The sequence below is a fragment of the Nocardia sp. NPDC050712 genome (genome assembly GCF_040654295.1).
Taxonomy (GTDB): domain Bacteria; phylum Actinomycetota; class Actinomycetes; order Mycobacteriales; family Mycobacteriaceae; genus Nocardia.
The window spans coordinates 327365-342181 of the sequence record NZ_JBFAHT010000002.1 but is presented as its reverse complement, the minus strand read 5'-3'; the positions used below and the strand labels follow the sequence as shown (position 1 = coordinate 342181).

The 14817-nt window shown below is 69.1% G+C and carries 13 protein-coding genes; 1 reads left to right on the top strand and 12 read right to left on the bottom strand.

Annotated features, from left to right (window positions below; genetic code table 11):
• Positions 1–123 precede the first annotated feature (123 nt).
• The 4 genes from AB0H76_RS11915 to AB0H76_RS11900 form a co-directional block, all read right to left on the bottom strand.
• The gene (locus tag AB0H76_RS11915) at positions 124–2580 is read right to left on the bottom strand and encodes a hypothetical protein (RefSeq protein ID WP_357321367.1); all 2457 of its coding nucleotides are present in this window, start codon (positions 2578–2580) and stop codon (positions 124–126) included.
• Positions 2581–2583: 3 nt separating this feature from the next.
• Positions 2584–2892, bottom strand: coding sequence for a WXG100 family type VII secretion target (locus tag AB0H76_RS11910; RefSeq protein WP_357321365.1), 309 nt, complete (start codon positions 2890–2892; stop codon positions 2584–2586).
• 199 nt (positions 2893–3091) lie between these two features.
• Entirely contained in the window at positions 3092–4918 is a 1827-nt protein-coding gene (locus AB0H76_RS11905; protein ID WP_357321362.1) for an APC family permease, read from the bottom strand.
• A gap of 103 nt (positions 4919–5021) precedes the next feature.
• The gene (locus AB0H76_RS11900; protein WP_357321359.1) at positions 5022–5816 is read right to left on the bottom strand and encodes an alpha/beta hydrolase; all 795 of its coding nucleotides are present in this window, start codon (positions 5814–5816) and stop codon (positions 5022–5024) included.
• A gap of 92 nt (positions 5817–5908) precedes the next feature.
• On the opposite strand from AB0H76_RS11900, the gene AB0H76_RS11895 reads away from it, so the two are divergent.
• Positions 5909–6985: a magnesium and cobalt transport protein CorA gene (locus AB0H76_RS11895; protein WP_357321356.1), complete on the top strand. Its 1077-nt coding sequence runs from the start codon at positions 5909–5911 to the stop codon at positions 6983–6985.
• A gap of 3 nt (positions 6986–6988) precedes the next feature.
• Here the strand turns inward: AB0H76_RS11895 and AB0H76_RS11890 are convergent, their stop codons facing one another.
• The 8 genes from AB0H76_RS11890 to AB0H76_RS11855 are packed head-to-tail and all read right to left on the bottom strand — an operon-like array spanning position 6989 to position 14811.
• Entirely contained in the window at positions 6989–7363 is a 375-nt protein-coding gene (locus tag AB0H76_RS11890; protein WP_357321353.1) for a phage holin family protein, read from the bottom strand.
• A gap of 13 nt (positions 7364–7376) precedes the next feature.
• Entirely contained in the window at positions 7377–7916 is a 540-nt protein-coding gene (locus AB0H76_RS11885) for a hypothetical protein (RefSeq protein WP_357321351.1), read from the bottom strand.
• A 36-nt stretch (positions 7917–7952) separates the two neighbouring features.
• Complete coding sequence (locus AB0H76_RS11880; protein WP_357321348.1) at positions 7953–9191, bottom strand: MCE family protein; 1239 nt, start codon at positions 9189–9191, stop codon at positions 7953–7955.
• The gene (locus AB0H76_RS11875; protein WP_357321345.1) at positions 9188–10270 is read right to left on the bottom strand and encodes an MCE family protein; all 1083 of its coding nucleotides are present in this window, start codon (positions 10268–10270) and stop codon (positions 9188–9190) included. The genes AB0H76_RS11880 and AB0H76_RS11875 overlap by 4 nt, the downstream gene beginning before the upstream one ends.
• A complete protein-coding gene (locus AB0H76_RS11870) occupies positions 10267–11367 on the bottom strand; it encodes an MCE family protein (protein WP_357321342.1) in 1101 nt (366 codons plus the stop codon). The genes AB0H76_RS11875 and AB0H76_RS11870 overlap by 4 nt, the downstream gene beginning before the upstream one ends.
• A complete protein-coding gene (locus AB0H76_RS11865) occupies positions 11367–12443 on the bottom strand; it encodes an MlaD family protein (RefSeq protein ID WP_357321339.1) in 1077 nt (358 codons plus the stop codon). The genes AB0H76_RS11870 and AB0H76_RS11865 overlap by 1 nt, the downstream gene beginning before the upstream one ends.
• On the bottom strand, positions 12440–13465 hold the full coding sequence (locus AB0H76_RS11860) for an MlaD family protein (protein WP_357321336.1): 1026 nt from the start codon (positions 13463–13465) through the stop codon (positions 12440–12442). The genes AB0H76_RS11865 and AB0H76_RS11860 overlap by 4 nt, the downstream gene beginning before the upstream one ends.
• Positions 13465–14811 (bottom strand): MCE family protein, encoded by a 1347-nt coding sequence (locus AB0H76_RS11855; RefSeq protein ID WP_357321333.1) that lies wholly within the window; start codon positions 14809–14811, stop codon positions 13465–13467. The genes AB0H76_RS11860 and AB0H76_RS11855 overlap by 1 nt, the downstream gene beginning before the upstream one ends.
• Positions 14812–14817: the final 6 nt, after the last annotated feature.

Sequence of the window (14817 nt, the reverse complement as noted above, 5' to 3'; positions counted from 1 at the left end):
GACGGCGAGGGGCGCCGCCCCGGCCGTTGCCGTAGTACAGCGAGCGGTCCGATATGAGGGGCGAGCCCCCAGGTCACTTTCATATTGACTCAGTTCCATTTGGTCTCAGATGCGGGATCAAGCTCAGGTTCCAGCTCTGGGCACGGCTCTCCAGCTCTCACTCGGACTCCAGTTCGTCCCCGGCTCAGTTCCGGCCCCGGGCCCCGGCTCCCGTTGCGGCTCCGGCCCAGGTTCAGGTTCCGGATCGAACCCAGGTTCGGGCCTTGGCTCGGGTTTGGGCTCAGGCTCAGGTTCGGGCTCAGGTTCGGGTTCGGGCTCGGGCTCAGGTTCCGGCTCCGGCTCGGGTTCGGGCTCGGGTTCGGGTTCGGGTTCGGGTTCAGGTTCCGGATCGGGAGACGGTCGTGCGCCCCACACAGAGTCGTCGGGAGGGGAGGCGGCCTCGTACTGCGGGATTGGGGGAACGCCGAAATATCTTGGCGTGTAGGGGATCTTCGAGGTCGTGTCGAGGACATCGTCAGGTGTCAGCTCCCCCTCGACTGTCTCCTGTTGCGGCCGGGGCTCGGGTGTCACGCTGGTGTTCGGTTGTCGATCCGGTGTGGTGACTGGATCTTCCCGGTTACCCCCGATCTGGTCGAGGTCGGATCGCAAAGCCCGGCGCAGGGCGAGGAATTCGTCGATTTGCCGTTGCAGATGCCTGCGTTCGACCGCGAATTCCCCGGGCCGCAGCCCAGCGCCCTCGAGTGCAGCGATTCGCTCCGCGAACCCGTCGACGGCGCGCGCCAGCGCCGCGGCACCCTCCTGCTGAAGTTGCTCCGGAGTCATTCCATCCAGATCAACACCCAACTGCCGCAGCCGATCCCGAGAGCGATCGAGCACATCAGCGGGTGTTCGCGGCTCGGCGTGCCCACCCTCGGCCCTCGGCTGCGCCTCCGATGACGGATGCGCCGGAGCCGGCCCGGGCGAATACGCGGGCGCGGCCGGAGTCACCTGGGCGGAGGAGGCCCCAGCCGCCGGAATTCTGGGCTGGGCGACCGCCTTGTTCGCCTCGCCGCCGGGCACACGAGTGTCACTCGAATTCGCAGTGTGGCCAACGGTTTCGCCCGACCGAACCTCCGGTGCGCCCGCCTCGATCGGCCTACCGCTTCGCGCTGTGCCGTCCGAGCTCGACGCCGGGGTTTCCAAGGGCCCCGCCACAATCCCGGATTCCGCACCCCCGGCACGCAAACCGTCGCCTCCACCGACGCCTGTGCCATCGGGCACCCCAGCACGCAAGCTATCCGCGCCGCTCGGCGCCGCAGCGTCAGGCACACCGGCACGCAAGCTATCCGCCCCACTTACCGCCGCAGCATCAGGCACACCCACACGCGAACTATCCGCCCCACCCGGCGTGGGGTGAGCGCCACCGGTCGAGGTCCCGCTCTGCGAACCAGCGACCGAAATCGATGGTGCCGCAGACGGGTTACCGACAGGCCGGCCCGGCGGGTTACCGGTCGAGGTCCCACTCTGCGGATCAGCAACCGAAATCAACGGTGCCGCAGGCGGATTACCGGAAGAATTGGCCCGCGGGACACCCACGCGATTCCCGGTCTGGGGCGCCGGAGTGCTGCCGTCACCGCTGAATCCCCCGGGGCGCGCCGCGGTGAAACCGCCCGGGCCGGGCCCGCGGCCGAAGGTGGAGTGGCGGAAACCCTTGCTGCCGCCGGTCATCGCGCCGTACGCGGCTCCGCTGGTGAGCAGGCGGGGGTCCCAGGTCCAGCCGTTTTCGATGCCGCCGATGCCCCATGCGCCCAGGGCGCCGGCCATGCCCGAGCCCGCGCCGACGGTCGCGCCCTTCAAGCCGTCTGCCCAACGTCCGCCTGGCAGTGACACTTTCGCGGCTCCCTTGGCGAGCATTCCGCCGGCGGGGCCGCCGACCGCGCCTGCCGCGGCGGCGGTGTAGGCGGTGGTGCCGACCCGATCCCAGTCGATACCGTCCCGCTTGCCCGCGCCGACCTGATACCCCTGGATGGCGAGGTCCTGTCCCGCACCGAGCAGCGTGCTCAACGCCACGTGTTCGGCCAGGAACTTGGTGAGCGCGGCGACGCCGGTTTTGGCAGCGAACTGCGCGATGGCGCTGACCGCGCGTTGCCCGAGCAGCCGCACCGCCACCCGGGTCAGGGCGATCGCCGCCGCCTCGACCAATGGCGCGGTCGGCGGAAACGCCCATGCCGCAACGATTTCGAACGCCAGCATGGCCAGCGAGCTGAGCACCAGCAGCTTGGTGTATTCGATTTCGGTGGCCAGCGCGTCGGCTGATTCGGCCACCAGATCCATGACCTCGGCCAGTCGTTCCAGCGACTGCGGGCCGCGATCCAGTTCGCTCAAACGCGCGGTGATGGCCTCGATTCCCTGACCCCACGGGTACGCCTCGAGGGTCGCTTTCCGGGCCGCGGCCAGGTCGGGCAGGAGGTCGCGAATGTCCGCGGCGGCCTTACGCCAGTCCTCGGCGATGGCCCACATCTTGTCCTCGTCGCCATCGGGCCAGTCCGAGCCGGCGACCCAGCCGAGCCACTCCAGCTCGCCGGGAATGGTGATGGACACTCGCTACCGCATGTTCCGCGCGGATTGCCGGTCGTTCTCCTCGAGTAGTTTCGCGGCCCGGTACTGCCCATCGGAATACGAGTCCAACGTCGTGGCGGTATTGCCGATCCCCTCGGTGAGGTTCGCACACGCGGCGCGATATCCCTGCGGACCGTCGGCGAAGGTACTGCCGTACCCGTCACCGCCCCAGGCCGCGCCTTTCGCGGACAGGGCGTTCTCCAGGTTCGAGAGAATGCCCTGCACCTGATCTCGAAGATCGCCCATCCGCCCTGCGGCACTGCGCAATTGACCCGGACTGACCCCAACCTTCACCCTGATACCTCTTCCCTCAGCAGTCGGTGTCAGACGATGACATGGCGCGAACGGCGGCAACCAGATCCCGCCCGCCGAATTTGCGAACCACTGACAGCGCCGGGACTGATGCCTGACCTCGATCGCAGGCACGAACCAGCAGGCCGCACGCGCAGGGGCGCTTCGGCGATCGTTGACGGTTTCCTGACGGCGCGCTCGTTCAGGCCACAGGCACACGCAAGTGACACACCACGGTGTCGGGCTGCCGGCGCATCTGCTTCGCGAGTTCCTGACCGCGGCGGCTGGGCAGCACCCGCCGCCACCCGCTGGGCGGATCGATCTCCGCGATCACGACGACCTTGCGCCGCCCCGGGAACCGCTCCGAGAGATACCGCGCGACCGGCCCGCCGACGGTGGCATCGCTGTCGTCCAGGAACACCAGCGGGACGTCGGGATGCCATGCCTCCCAAGCCTTCCCGAAGGCGGTGCTGGAGGCGCCGTCGAGACGAACGTGCACCACGATCACCTCGTTGCCGAGGGACAGCGCCGCCGAGAGCGCCTGGCAACTCAGCTCGGACACCTCCGCGACCGGAACCACCACCACGGCCGCCCCGCCCGGCTGTGGGCGGCCCGGCAGTTCCACCGCGCCGGGCGCCCACTCCGTCACCGCGCGACGGCTTTCCCCCATCCGGCCGTAGGCGCGGCGCACCTGTTCCATCGCGACCACGAGCGCGGGCAGCACGACCACGATCAGCCACGCCCCTTCGCCGAACTTCATCGCCGTGGTGACGATGGCCGCGGCGCAGGTCAGAACCGCGCCGAAGCCGTTGAGCGCGAGCCGCCAGCGCCAGCCGCGGGTCCGGGTCCGCAGCCAGTGCCGGACCATGCCCACCTGCGCGATGGTGAAGCCGACGAACACGCCGATCGCGAACAACGGAACCAGGGTGTTCATCTCGCCGCCGGCGCCGATCAGCAGTACGCCCGCGAGCAGGCCGAGGGTCAGCACCCCGTACCGGTACACCTGCCGCGGCGACCGCACCGCGAACCGGTGCGGCAGGCAGTTGTCGTCGGCCAGCAGCCGCGTCAGCGTGGGCAGGCCGCCGTATGAGGTGTTGGCCGCCAGCGCGAGCAGCAGCACGGTGGCGAATTGCACTATGTAGTAACCGATTCCGTCGCCCAGCGCGGCGGAGGTGAGCTGGGACAGGACTGTCGTCCCCTCGACCGGACGCACCTGAAACTTCTCGATCAGCACCGCCAACCCGACCAGCATGACGCCCAGCAGCGCCCCCAGCGCGACCTCCGCCCGCTGCGCGCGCCGCACCTTCGGCACGCGAAAGCTCGGTACCGCGTTGGCGATCGCCTCGACACCGGTGAGCGCCGCGCATCCACTGGAAAACGCTTTCAACAGCAGCAGTACCCCGACGGTCTGGAGATCGGCGGGCACGGCGGAGTCCACGGTGACAGTGACGGCGGGCGTCCCACGCACCAGCCCCGCCACGATCACCACCATGATTCCGGCGACGAACACCACGGTCGGCGCCATGAACGCGCGCGCACTCTCGGTGATGCCCAACAGGTTCAGCGCCGTGATGCCGGCCAGCACGGCCAGGCAGATTTCCACGGTGTACCCGTGCAGCGCGGGGAACGCCGAGGTGAGCGCCGCGATACCGGCGGCGATCGACACCGCCACATTGAGCACGTAGTCGACGATCAGCGAGGCGGCGGCGGTCAGGCTGGTGCGCCGACCCAGGTACGCCTTGGCCACGGCGTAGGCGCCACCGCCATTCGGGAACGCGGCGATCACCTGCCGGTAGGACGCCACCAGGACGGCGAGCAGCGCCGCGATCGCGAGCGTCACCGGCACGGTGAGCCCGAGCCCGGCGCCGCCCGCGGCGGCCAGCACCAGCACGATGGCCTCGGGTCCGTAGGACACCGAGGCCATCGCGTCGAGCGAGAGTCCGGCCAATCCGGTGGGCACGGTCAACCCGCGCTTTCCGGGATCGCTCTTCCCGGGATCGGTCTTCGCGGCGGACAACAAAGCGGTCATCTGCGCGAGTCTCGGCGTCGGCCCGGGAACGCACCAGAGTCCTTTACGCAATGCTGACGCCCCGGTGACGTCGGCCATACCGGCCGGGTTTCGAGGTGAGTTCTCAAAGGGTCGCCGCCACCTCGCGGACGGCGGTGGCGACCGCCGGGGAGTCCTTGCGCAGAATCTGCGTGTGGTTGCTCGCGACCTTGGCGCTCACCTGCACGTTCGGGTTGGCGGCCAGCACCGGATTCAGGGAGGTGCGGACCTCTTCCATCTCCCCGGCCTCGGTGCCGAGGCTGTCGCCGGTGGCCACGACGAACCGCACCGGGCAGGTCAGCCGGTTGAGGACCGGCGCGCTGGCGGCGGCGTACTCGTTGGCGTCGATGCCGACGAGGGCGTGATCGGCGGCGGACATCCGCGCGGCCATGCCGAACGGGCGGGCCAGGGGCAACAGCAAACGCATCTTGTGGAACTGGGCGCGGATCCGCTCGTGGCCCGCCTCGCCGGTCAAGCCGAAGGGCAGCGCGTCGACGGTCACCACGCCGAGCGTGCGGCCGGGATTGCGGTCGGCCCAGTGCCAGCCGAGGATTCCGCCGTAGGACCAGCCGACCAGGATCGCCTGCTGCACGCCCCGCGCCGCGAGGACGGCGTCGATGTCGCGCAGGGACGCTTCGAACGAATGGTCCGTCGACTGCTTCGATTTGCCGCGGGCCCGCTCGTCGAAGGCGATGTGCCGGAAGCCGGGGCCGAGGTCGGCGATCACCCGCCGCCAGTGCTTCTGGTCGGCGTAGGCACCGTTCAGGTAGATGACGGCGCGACCGGTCCCGCCGGTGTCGGTCACGTAGAGGGCGGTGTCGTCGACCGAGACCATGCCGGTCCAGGTCGCGGTGGCTGCGGAGTTCTTGTTGTTCGTCATGCCGACAACTCTGGGCGTGCGGGCTGTCACCACCCTGTCAGCGGCCTGACACGTGTACTGACGCGGTAATTCACCGCGCCTAGCATCAGGCGGTGCCCTCTCTCTCCTCGCTCCACCCGTCGCGCGGTTCGCGACGTTCCGCGCGGCGGGTGCCGCGAGTTCCCGCCCCCGCCAAGCATGCCCTGGTCGACTGCGGCGTCTACATCGACGGCCGCCGCCTGCCGGGCCGGTTCAGCCCCGCCGACGGGCTCGCGGAGGTCCAGAACCGGGGTACCGGTTTCGTCTGGGTCGGCCTGCACGATCCGGGCCAGGCCCAGATGTCCGACATCGCCGAGGTCTTCGATCTGCACCCGCTGACGGTCGGGGACGCGGTCAAAGCCCATCAGCGCCCGAAATTCGAGCGCTACGACGACACCCTCGTGCTGGTGATGCGGACGGTCACCTATGTCGAGCACGACATGCACAGCGTCAGCGAGATCGTCGAGACCGGCGAGATCATGGTCTGCGCCGCACCAGATTTCGTGCTGACCGTGCGCCACGGGGAACACTCGGGCTTGTCCTCGGTCCGCAAGGCGCTCGACGCGGACGCCTCCCGGCTGATGTACGGCACCAGCGCGGTGCTGCACGCGATCACCGACTACGTGGTGGACTCCTACATCGAGGTCGCCGCGGCGGTCGAGTTCGATATCGAGGCGATGGAGGAGGAGGTGTTCACGCCCGGCAGCCAGGTCGCCAGCGCCTCGATCTATCAGCTCAAACGCGAGGTCGTGGAGTTGCGGCGCGCGGTCACGCCGCTGGCGGCGCCATTGCGCTCGCTGTGCGAGAAGCCGGAATTGGCGCTGCCCAAGGAGATTCGGCGGCACATGCGCGATGTCGCCGACCACCATATCGGCGTATCCGAACGCATCACCGACTTCGACGAAGCGCTGAGCGCCTTGATCGGCGCGGCGCTGGCCAAGCTCGCGGTGCAGCAGAACACCGACATGCGCAAGATCTCGGCGCTGGTCGCGATCGCGGCGGTGCCGACGATGATCGCGGGGATCTACGGCATGAACTTCGACAACATGCCCGAGTTGCGGCAGGTGTGGGGGTATCCAGCCGTCCTGGCGGTGATCGTGACGTTGTGTACCGGGCTGGTGATCGGGTTCCGGCGCAACAAGTGGCTCTAGCCGTCAACGACCCGGGTCGCGCCGTACGGGCACACGGCGCCGTGCCGACCGCCCGAGCAGCGACGCGCCGAGCGCGGCGACGACGCCGGCCGCGCCGAACAGCGTGACCGAGGTGACCAGCAACGCCGCCCAGTGCGGCACCCACTGAGCCAGCGACTCGACGGCGAAACCCACGCCGGTCCAGACACCGGCGAGCAGGGCGATCACCGCGGCGGAGAGCAGTAAGGCACCCGCTGCGAGCACCTTGCCGCGGCGCACCAGATCGCGGCGAATGACGCGCCAGCGGGCGCGGGCCTGCGCCACCACCTCGGCGCGGGCCCGATCGCGCAGGCGCACCGGGTTGTCGGCCGAATTGCGTTGATATGCGGTGGAGTTCATTGTTCCTCCAGATCTACCGGGGCAGGACGGGTGAGCTCACGTTGTTGACCAGCCAGCTGTCGCCCGACTTCTCCATCGAGAGCGTGACGGTGAGCTGGCCGGGTCGCGGCTGGCTGTTGGTGCCGAGACTCGTGATGGTCTGACGGACGACCGCGACCGCGCGAGCAGTGCGCTCGTCGGCGGTCTCGATCGCGCACTGCACCGTGTCGACCTTGGCGACCACCTGGCCCTGCACCAGCACTTCCCGCAAATCCCTGCTGGTGGCGTCGAATTCGGTCTTCCACTCGCCGGTCGCTCCGGCGAGGACGGCGGCGAAGTAGGTGTCGAGGTTCTTGGCGTCGTAGTCCGCCATGACGGGCGCGTAGGCGCACGCGGTCCGGCGCGCGTCCTCCCGGGCCTGCTCCAATTCCCGGACTTGCCGGTGCTGCCAGTAGTAATAGCCCGCGAGGACAAGCGCCGCGGCCGTCACTGTCGCCAGCATCGCGACGGGAGCCCTGCGGCGCAGCGCATTTCGCGGTTCGACGGCCGTCGCTTCGCTGTCGGATTCAGCCATGAGATGTCTTTCTGTTCGAGTCCCGGATCAGTGGGATCACTTGCCGGGCAGGGGAAAGGAGAGTTCGTTCGGGTCGACTCCCGCGGGCACACCGGGGGCATTGTCGGGCCGCGGCGCGTTCGCCGAACCCCGGACCTGCAAGGCCGGATCGGTGCTGATGCAGTAGTTGTAGAGCCGCACCCGGCCGTCGCTGACCTGTGCCGGGGAGACCGGAATGGTCTCGTATTCACAGGTGGGCCGCGGCCAGATGTCGAGCAGCGTATGGAATTCGTTGTCGCGCACCGGGATTCCGAGTGCAGCGGTCCCGGCGCGCAGGGCGGGGAACAAGGCGGCCAGCGCGGGCGTGCGCAGCCTGGCGGCGCGCGTGATGGCCACGAAGTTGGTCACCAGATTGGTGATCGGGTCGCTGGTTTCGGCGACCACCCCGCCGAGGGTGGCAAGCTGTCCGGGCCCCAGATCCAGCAGCCGGCGCACTTCCTGATCGGCCGCGGTCAGCTGATCGAACAGCGCGCCCGACCCGCGCACCAGGGTGGCGAGGTCCGGTTGGGCGTGACTGGTGGTCTCGGCGATGACCGACAGGTTCTCGAGCAGGCCGCGGGTTTGCGGCAGCATGTCGGTCAGCCCGGTCATGGCCTGGCTGATACCGCTGATCACACTGCGGAGCCGGTCCGGCCCGTCGGCGAGCGCGACATCGAGTTCGTCCACGATCACATTGAGGCGCTCGGGATTGAGACCGGCGATGAGCGCGCTGGTATTGACCAGGAACGAATCGATCGTGACCGGCAGCGATACCCGCTCCTGCGCCACGGTCGACCCGTCGGCCAGAAAGGGACCGTTCCCGGTCGCGGGACGGAAGTCGATGTACTGTTCGCCCGCGGCCGAAAGACGTTGCACCGCAACGGCGGTGTCGACGGCGATCCGGGTATCCGCCGCGACATCGAGCACCGCGACCACACCCTGCTCCCCTAGCTCGACCGCCCGCACCCGCCCGACGCGGACACCGCGGAAGTTGACGTCGTTGTCGGGCAGCAGACCACCGGAGGCGGGCATGTTCACCCGCACCGTGAACGTCTCGTGCAGCGGATCGAACCGCACCACCTCGACGGCGACGTAGCCGCCGCCGAGCAGCAACAGGCCGAGCATGCCCAGGGTCGCGAAGGCGAGACGCCGGTCATGAGCCCATTCGGCGGCGGCGACCACGAGCGCGGCACCCCGATCGATGCCGCGCCACGCCGACTCGGCCAGCTGGGGAAACCGTTCGTCGAGTCTGCTCATCGCGGCCCGCCCTGAACCCGGCCGAGCACCCGCGTCAGGACCTCGGTCAAACTGCCCGCGAACGCCACCACGTCGGAGCCGTCGGGCAGCTTCCCGGCATTCGGATCGGTCAACGCGCTGACGCTGAGATAGGACACCGTGACCGCCACGGCCAAACTGGTGCCCTCGGTGGTCGCCCGCCAGGAGGGATAGAGCTCGTGCAGCCGGTCGAGCGCTCCGGCGAGGTCGCCGCCCATCCGGGTGAACCCCTCCATCAGCTGTTGCACGCTGTCGAACAGGGTCACGAAATTCGGTCCGGTGGTGGCCGTGAAATCGCCGAGCGCCGCCATGGTGACCGAGAGCTTGGTGCTGAGATTCGTGATGGCCTGGTTGTTTTCGGCGAGGACGCCGATCAGGGCGGGAAAGGTGTCGGCCACGGTGCCGAGCTGTTGTTTGCGCTGATTCATGGTGGTGGTGAGGTCGGCGAGCCCGTACAGGACGCCGTCGATCTGGCCGGTGCGCCGGCCCAGCGCGTCCAGCGCCGCGGTGAGTTCGGTCAGCAGATGCGCCAGTTGCGGGCCGCGGCCCGCCAGCATCGAGTTCATCTCGGTGGTGATGCGGGCGAACTGATTGAGCGCGCCACCGTTGAGCAGCAACGACATCGACATCATCAGCTCCTCGACCGACGCGCCCGCGGAGGTGTGGGTCCGGTCGAGCCGGTCACCGTCGCGCAGGGCCCGGACGCCGGGACCGCGCTCGGGCAGCACCAGCGCCAGGAACATGTCGCCGAGCGGGGTGGCCTGCCGCAACTCGGCCCGGGTGCCTTCCAGCAACTCGATGTCCGCACTGATCTCCAACTCCACCTCGGCCAGGAAATCGACCGTGGCGATGGCGGTGACGACCCCGATATCGGTGCCGCCGATCTTCACCCGCGCCCGCTCCGGCAGGTTCAGCGCATTGTCGAACACGGCCTGAATGCGATAGGTCGGGCCGTCGACGCCGGGTTTCGGGAGCGGCACGGTGTCGACGGTGACCGCGCACCCGGTCAGGGCGGCGGCGGTGAGGGTGACGGCGAGCAGCCGCCGGAGCCGGATGGTCATCGGGTCAGCCCCAGGAGTGCGAGCGTCAAACCCAGGTCCGGCCCGAAGTCGACGACCTTGCCGGTGCGGCAGCCGTCCGATCGCAGCTGGATTCGTTCACAGAACACCGCCAGTAATTCGTTGTCCAGCAAAGATTTATCGGTCAGGAGATGCAACCGCATGGCACCGGCCTCCGGGCTCATCGCGTTGGCGACGTTCTGGAAGAACAGGGGTGCGACATCGGCGACCTCGGTGAGTTCACGTGCGCGATCGCGCATCTGCTGGGTGATGCCGGTGAGCCGGGTCAGCGCGGCGGTCAGCGGTTCCTTGTTCTCGGCGACGACCGCGCTGGTGTTGGCGATGAAGTCGTTGAGCTGGGTCAGCACCGCGTGCAGCCCGGGCGCCTGCTCGCCCAGCAGCGTGACCAGCTCGGTGAGCCGGCCGCTGAAATCGCGGACGGTCTGGTCGTTCTCGGCGACGATCTGAGTGATGTCGTTGAGTTCGACGATGGTGTTGGAGATCTGATCCTTGTTGGCCAGCGTCACCTGGAAGGCCGCCGACAGGGCGGCCAGGGTGTCCCGGATCTTGTCGCCGTTGCCGTCCAGGAGCGGGAACAGCACCCGGCTCGCCATCGGGCCCTCGGTGTTGTCGCCACGCAGCGCCGCGCCGAGTTCCTCGAAGTTGCGCAGGATCCGGTCGAGTTCCACCGGTGTTCTGGTGCGCGCCAGTGGAATATGGTCGCCGTCGCGGAGCATCGGCCCCTCGCCGCTGTAGGCCGGGGCGAGTTCGACGTGCCGGTTGGTGATCAGCTGTGGCGAGACCAGCGCGGCGATGGCGTCCGCGGGTACCGGGACATCGGGATCGACCGTCATGCGGACCTCGACGTAGGGCCCGCGGGCCTCGACCGCGTCGACCGTGCCGACGGGCAATCCGAGGATCGACACCTCGTTGCCCACGTAGAGGCCCGCCACGTTCTCGAAGTCGGCGGAGATGTGCAGCGCCCGTCCGCGCAGGCGGTCCGGCAGCGTGGCAATGCCCTGCGGCAGTGCCGAGCAGGAAACGACCACGGCGGCAACCAGACTCAGCGCGCCCAGGGTGAGCAGGCTCTTGGTGCGCATCACCGGCATCCCCCTATCACCTGTGCCGAGCACAACCAGTTGTCGGGGAACAGCCAGGGCGCGTACACCTCGCCGTAGGGCCCGTTGCCGAGGGTGTTGTTGAACTGGCGCAGGGCCACCGGCATGATCTCGTAGAGCCGATCGAGATTGTCCCGGTTCTTGGTCAACCCGTCGGACATGGTGTTCAGGTTCTGGATCAGCGGGGCGAGCCGGCCGCCGTCCTCGATGCCGATCTCCTGCAAGACTTTCGACACCGCGGCGATGACGTCGAGCAGGCCGCGCACCAGGTCCTGCCGCCGGGCCACCGCGGCGCCGATGGCCTGGCCGTGGGTGAGCAGCAGCAGCACGCTGTTCTTGTTGTCCGCGACCAGCTGGGCGACGGCGTCCATATTCTTCAGCAGCGCGTCGACCTCGTCGCGCCGGTCCGCGATCACGCCGGCCAGGACGCCGACGCTGTCCAGCGCCGCCGCGGTCAGCTGCGGGGAGTCACCCATTTGCCGATCCACGGCCTGGAGCGCGGCTCGGATCTTCGCGGGGTCCAGGCGTTCCAGACGTTCGAAGGAGTTGGTGTATTTCGGATCGTTCACCACTTTGGCCAGGTTGTAGGGAACCGTGGTCCGCGACAGGGGAATTCGAGCACCTGCCAGTCCTGAGCCCGAGCCCGCGGTGAGCTCGACGTGCATCTTGCCGAGGATCGTCGACATCTTGATGGCCGCGGTCGAATCCGGCCCCAGCGTGATGTCGCTCCGGAGGGACAGCGCCACCACGATGTGATCACGCTCGACGCGCGCCGACTTCACCGTTCCCACTTCGATTCCGGCCATATCGACGCTGTTGCCGGGTCGCAATCCGGCCGCCTGCGCGAACTCCGCCTGCACCGTGTGCTGACCGATACCGGCCCGCGACAACAGACTCGACCCGACCAGCAGCGCCACGACGACCGCACCCGCGGCCAAGCCGAGCCACCAGTGCCGGTTTTGGGAGTAGGACGGAATCGCGGCCCCCAGGCGGCGCAGCCCTGGCACCCCGAGAGCGCCGAGCCGGGCGTCGATCCGGGCAATCAGCTTGCCGATCATCGGCACACCTCCGAGTGCGCGTCGCCGCCGATATGGGTGAGCAGTCCCTTCGGCGGGAGCACGCCCCACAGCGAGACATCGAGCTGGCAGTAGTAGGAATTGACGTAGGCGCCGTTGCCGGTGATCCGGGCGAGCCCGGCCAGCACGTACGGCAGTTCGACCGCGGCCCGGTCGAGACGAGCGCCGTTGGACAGCAGCAACTCGACACCGGAGGTGGCATAACGCTGCGCCCGGGCAATGCCGGGCTGGACCTGCATGATCAGATCGGTGAGCGCACCGGCGGAGTCGGCCACCTGATCCACCGCACCCTTGAGCGCCTCACCTTCGGCGTAGAGACCGCCCACCAATGCTCGCGCCTGGGTGATGAGGGTCTCCAGCTCCGCGCTGCGATTGGCCAGACCGGCCATGACGCCGCTGAGATTGGTGATGACCGCGCCGAGAATCTCGTCGCGCTGCTGGAAGGTGCTCGCCAGTTCGGCGGCCCGGGTGATCAACGCGCTGAGCGAGACCCCGTCACCCTGCAGCGCCTGGACCAGGGTCTCCGAGAGCGAGTTCACCTCCTCCGGTTGCAGCACGCTGAACAGCGGTTCGAAACCCGACAGCATCGTGGAGACATCGAAGGAGGATTCGGTGCGCTCCAGCGGTATCGCCCCGCCGGGCGCCAGCGGACTCGCCGCACCCGGCGCGGGCGTCAACGCGATGTAGCGCTGGCCGATCAGATTCTGGTAGCGGACAGCGGCTTTCGTCGTGCTGGTCAGCCGCTGCCGGGCCTGCACGGCGAGGACCACCCGTGCGGTGGTGTGCCGATCCGCGAGGTCGATGCTGTCCACCCGGCCCACCCGCACCCCGGCGATGCGCACGTCGTCGCCGACCCGGAGGCCGAGCACATTGCCGAAAGTGGCCGTGTAGCTGTGGGTTTCCCCGGACACGGATCGTTGCAGGGTGGACCAGATGGTGTAGGTGGCGATCAGTGCGAGTGCGACGAACAGGCTGAAACCTAGTGCGGCGCTGCGTATCTTCATCAACGTTCCCCAGGGTTGGTGGGCTGCGGGGTGAGCGCGCCGCCGGCCAGCACGGGGCCGAGCAGCAGCAGGTGCGCCATGGTCGGGCGGCCACCCACCACCGCGGCGATCGCATCCACGCCGCGCAGGGCGATCGGAGCGGCCGCGGGCTGGACGGACGGATCCACGGGGCTCGGCGCGGGCAGCAGCGGGATCACGGGCAGCCCGATCTGCGGCATCGCGGTTCCCGGTAGCCAACCGGGCACCAGCTGCTTCGGAATCTCCTGCGCCGGAGCCACTTCCGGGACCGTCACGCCACCGCATCGCGGACCCGGCAGCTCGGCGTAACGCGGGCAGTCCGCCGCGGTGTACTGCCGGAACGGCGAGAACGACAGGTCGATGGACCAGACCATCTGCCGGGCCGGACCCCAGTGGAAGACGGTGCCCAGCTTGCCCAGCGCGTCGTTGAGATTGGCCACGGCCACCGCGATGGCCTCGGGATCGTCGGCCAGCGCGCCGAAGGTCTCGTCCAGTCCGGTCACCAAATGCTTTCCGGCATCCGGGTTCCGGGCGAACAGCGCGTTGGTCGCGTCCAGCGCCGTCCCGGAGCCGGACAGCAGGGCGACCACCGCGGCGCGGCGTTCGGTGACGGTGTGGGCCACGGTCACCGATCGGCCGAGCACCTCGATCAGCTCCGGCGCGGAGGACGCCACCTGGGTCGCGGCGTTACCGAGATCGCCCAGCAGGGTGCCGATTTCGGGAATCGCTCGCATTTCGGTGGCCCAGCGGTTGAGGCGTTCGATGGTGGAGCCCGGCAGGCGTGCGGCCGGGTCGAGCGCGTCGGCCAGCGTGCCCAGGACGCGGCCCAGTTTCTCCGGGTCGATGCGGTGCAGCACCGTGCGCAGCGTGGTGAGCGTGGTCTGCAACGCGGTGGTGGCGGTGCTGGTGTCCTCGCCGATCATCGCGCCGGTCCGCAGTCCGCGCGGGCCGGGGCCGCTGTCCAGGAGTTCCAGCGCGGTCACCCCGAAGATGTTCGAGGGCACCACCCGGGCTCGGACAGTGGCCGGGATGCGCGCTGCGGCATCGGGTTCCAACTCGATGCGCACGTGCTGGCGCTCACCGCCCGCCGCGATCTCGGACGCGGTGACGCTGCCGACGAGCAGGCCCCGGAACTTGACGTCCGCGCGCGCCGGGAGACCGTCGCCGGTGCTGGTGAGCACCGCGGTCACCGCCACGTTGTCGTCGAAGGCGCCCAGGTAGCGCAGCCCCAGCAGGTACACCACCGCGGCGGCCGCCAGCGTGGTCGTCACGCCGGCCAGGCCGAGCCGGCGCCGCGAGAAGCCACGCCCGTTCGGATCGGGAATCATCTGCGC